The sequence below is a fragment of the Neolewinella aurantiaca genome (genome assembly GCF_008014675.1).
GTDB lineage: Bacteria > Bacteroidota > Bacteroidia > Chitinophagales > Saprospiraceae > Neolewinella > Neolewinella aurantiaca.
In genome coordinates, this window is sequence record NZ_VOXD01000078.1 from 1 (window position 1) to 2,974 (window position 2,974).

At 40.6% G+C, this 2,974-nt stretch carries 2 protein-coding genes and 1 pseudogene; 2 read left to right on the plus strand and 1 reads right to left on the minus strand.

Annotated elements, in window-relative coordinates; all coding sequences use genetic code 11:
• Window positions 1–365 precede the first annotated feature (365 nt).
• Both FUA23_RS23220 and FUA23_RS21970 read left to right on the plus strand, forming a co-directional pair.
• Window positions 366–563: pseudogene (locus FUA23_RS23220) on the plus strand (replication initiation protein); the annotation flags it as partial.
• Window positions 564–1,070: an SGNH/GDSL hydrolase family protein gene (locus FUA23_RS21970; RefSeq protein ID WP_147932927.1), complete on the plus strand. Its 507-nt coding sequence runs from the start codon at window positions 564–566 to the stop codon at window positions 1,068–1,070.
• Window positions 1,071–2,694: 1,624 nt separating this feature from the next.
• On the opposite strand, the gene FUA23_RS21975 is transcribed toward FUA23_RS21970, so the two are convergent.
• The coding region (locus FUA23_RS21975; RefSeq protein WP_262713711.1) for an IS1 family transposase at window positions 2,695–2,974 on the minus strand (280 nt) is incomplete at its 5' end.

Sequence of the window (2,974 nt, forward strand, 5' to 3'; positions counted from 1 at the left end):
CCATACGCTTGATTTTGCCCATTGTCGCTGCTCTTGATGAGCGGCGAAGATGGGAGGATCAAGCACGAGTCTCCACGTAAACCGAGGGGGGCAATACTCCGGAATGTTTTCCACAGGGGGTGGGGTCAATACTCCGGAATTGGGGGGGCAGTACTTTTCGGAACTGGGGGGTCAAAGCTGCCGGAATACGCAAGCATCCTAGAATTTACGTTAAGCTGAATTTATTGATGCTAAGAGGCTTCACAAGCAAGCACAGTCTAGCACTATACGAATTTCTGGCTGACTACCTTAACCTTAGCTCTTTTCGTTGTGAGTCAGATGACTTCAGGCGTTTGATGGGGATAGAGGAGTGACAATACCCTTCGTTTACCATGCTTCGTAAAAGGGTGCTGGATGTGGCCGTTGACGAAATTAATGATAAGTCAGATATAACGGTGGCCTATGATCTTGAGAGGTCGGGAAGGAAAATAACCGCCGTAGTTTTCAAAATGGAACGTAAGAAAGAATCAATAGTAGAACACGGGGCAGAATCGGCTATCCGTGATAAGTTAAAGTCCTTTTGATTGAAAGATTCTGTTATTGAAACCCTTTTAGAAAACCACGATGAAAGTTACCTGCGAGTAAATATCGCTGTGGTCGAAGAGCAGTACAGGAAGGGGAAAATCAAAAACGTTGCTGGTTACCTTCTCAAAGCTTTTGCCGACGATTACAGTGAGCAAATAGAACGTGGACAAGTACAATCTAAGCAGCAAGTTGCTCCTGATTTATTTGATCAAGAAAGTCAGCTCAAGAAAGATTTTGAAGAGCAGAGGAGAGCGGCGGTCCAAGATTACCTCAAAAAACTATCTGAAGAAGAGCGGTCAGCAATTCAAAACAAGTTCCTTGCAGAAAACGAGGACAACATTCGATACAAATCAGTCAGCAAGTCCAAGGATTTTGAACATCCTATGATTCAGAACATTTATGTGAGGTTTGTTGCTTCCAGGCGACTTCCTAAAAAATACCATTCTTTCGAGGACTTCAAAGCAACAGCGAGTTCAGAAGAACAACAAGCGGTAAATGTCCACTAGAAACTTTTATTGCTCAAAAGCGCGATTTTTAACGCCATAGAATAAGGCTTTTTCGAGGGTATTGAATAGCGACCTTAACCACTGATTTTGAAATTGAGGTCAAGCTGAAAAAAGAGAATAGTTCACGCCAAGATTACAAGTCCGAAGATGATGGTCACGACGGCAAGGGTATAGTACTTTTTGGTTCGCTGGTTGCGTTCTTCTCAGGTCTTTTGAAGCAGGTTTTGAAAATTTGTAACGGCTTCCTTCCTTTCATTCTTCTCTTCCGTCAATAGGAGACTGTACTTTGTAACCTGGCTCTCTAAGTTTGAATTGTATTTTGAAAGATCGGTTACAATATTTTCCTTCTCTTGTAAATCAGATTGTAGTTTTTGAACCTGTTTCTGAAGCGGTTCAAAGTCTTGATTTGCTTCTCTTTTTTCCGAAGAGAATGTGTCTCAATTGTACGACTGTTTACCTTGGTTGTAAAATGAATTGAAGTCTTCAAAATGTACAAAAGTCTTTCAATCTCTTTTTGTGATGCGGATTTTTGAGTGCCCTTTCTTGAGGTAATTGTAAACTGTCTTCAAAGAGGTTTGAAGATGGTTTGAAAGGTCACTTGGGAGTACGTAATTACCCATTGTATTTATGGAGAAGTAGAGAAGTCAGGTTATTCAAAGAGAATTCAAAATCAATACATATGCTTTATTCACTTTCGGTTTGCTTCTGAACTCAACAGAGCTAAAATCCCTATGTTTACCATCTACGAAAAGCTATGTTGATTCGCTACATACATGACCTTTTAATAGACACATTGCTCTTATTAGCAGAATCAATACTGATCATGATTGGGGTAGGAACAATTGCTGCGACGACTTACATTGTCTATTACATAATTGTAGCGATGCTGAAAACAGGATAAAAGAAGGGATAATCATCCCTGTCTTTCTTCTCTATCCGCGCCACATCTCTCTAAGCTTATTCTTTGAACGAATCCTAAACCTTCTAATGTCCATTAAAACATTGCGAATTTTCAGGAGCACGATCAAACAGCTACACAGAGTGATGAAGATGGTGAACAGTCAAAGTAAAACCAAAGCGATCATCCCTAATGTCTTAACAGTCATCTGTTACTGAAATGAAGTAAAAATGTCTTGTCAGACGGTGCAATCTACGATATTTTTCGGAAGCTGTCTTCACAGCGCGAGTTTCTGTGAAGTAGTTAGAATCGATTGAAATGAAGTATAAGTAGGGTATATAGTTGAGGATTTAAAAACACTTCAAATAACTGGTTATCAGTACTTAGAGGTATAACATGGATTATGAAACAGATTATGCTTCAAAAGTTGTAGAATTAGGCTAAATAAAACGATCCTACTTAAACCTAGACATCCATTCCCAGTAAGATCCTGGGTTGTCTCTTTGGGCCTTTCTTGGGTCTAATCCTTCTTTGTCACACATTCGACACCACGCAGACCAAGCTCTGTCTTTAGCCCTTTCGGACATGTGTTTCTTTCTCTCTTCTTTCAGTCTCTTATCACTAGCAGCTATGTGAGATTGTAAACTGCTAATCTCTTCCTGATGTTTCGCGTTCTTATAGCCAGAGGAGTTGAGAAATTTTTGTTGATCGTTTTTTGGCGGTGTATCAAATGTAAGGATAGGAATCTAGGTTTCGTTGCCACAAGAAATATCGGATTGCTGCGACATGATTGCTGAGGTCTTTCGAGAAGCTGAGCGTCTTTCGGACGAGCCTGCTAACTCGCGCCCTTACACCGGTAAAGTAGCCCTCTATATAGTAGGTGAAGGCTTTTCCCGGCTTGTGCTGCTCTGGAGGGATTAGTTGGTAGTAGCTTTCAAAATGATCAGTAGCAAATTGACATTTTTGCCTTAATCGACTTGGGAGTTTGTCAAGGATAGCTTCAAGA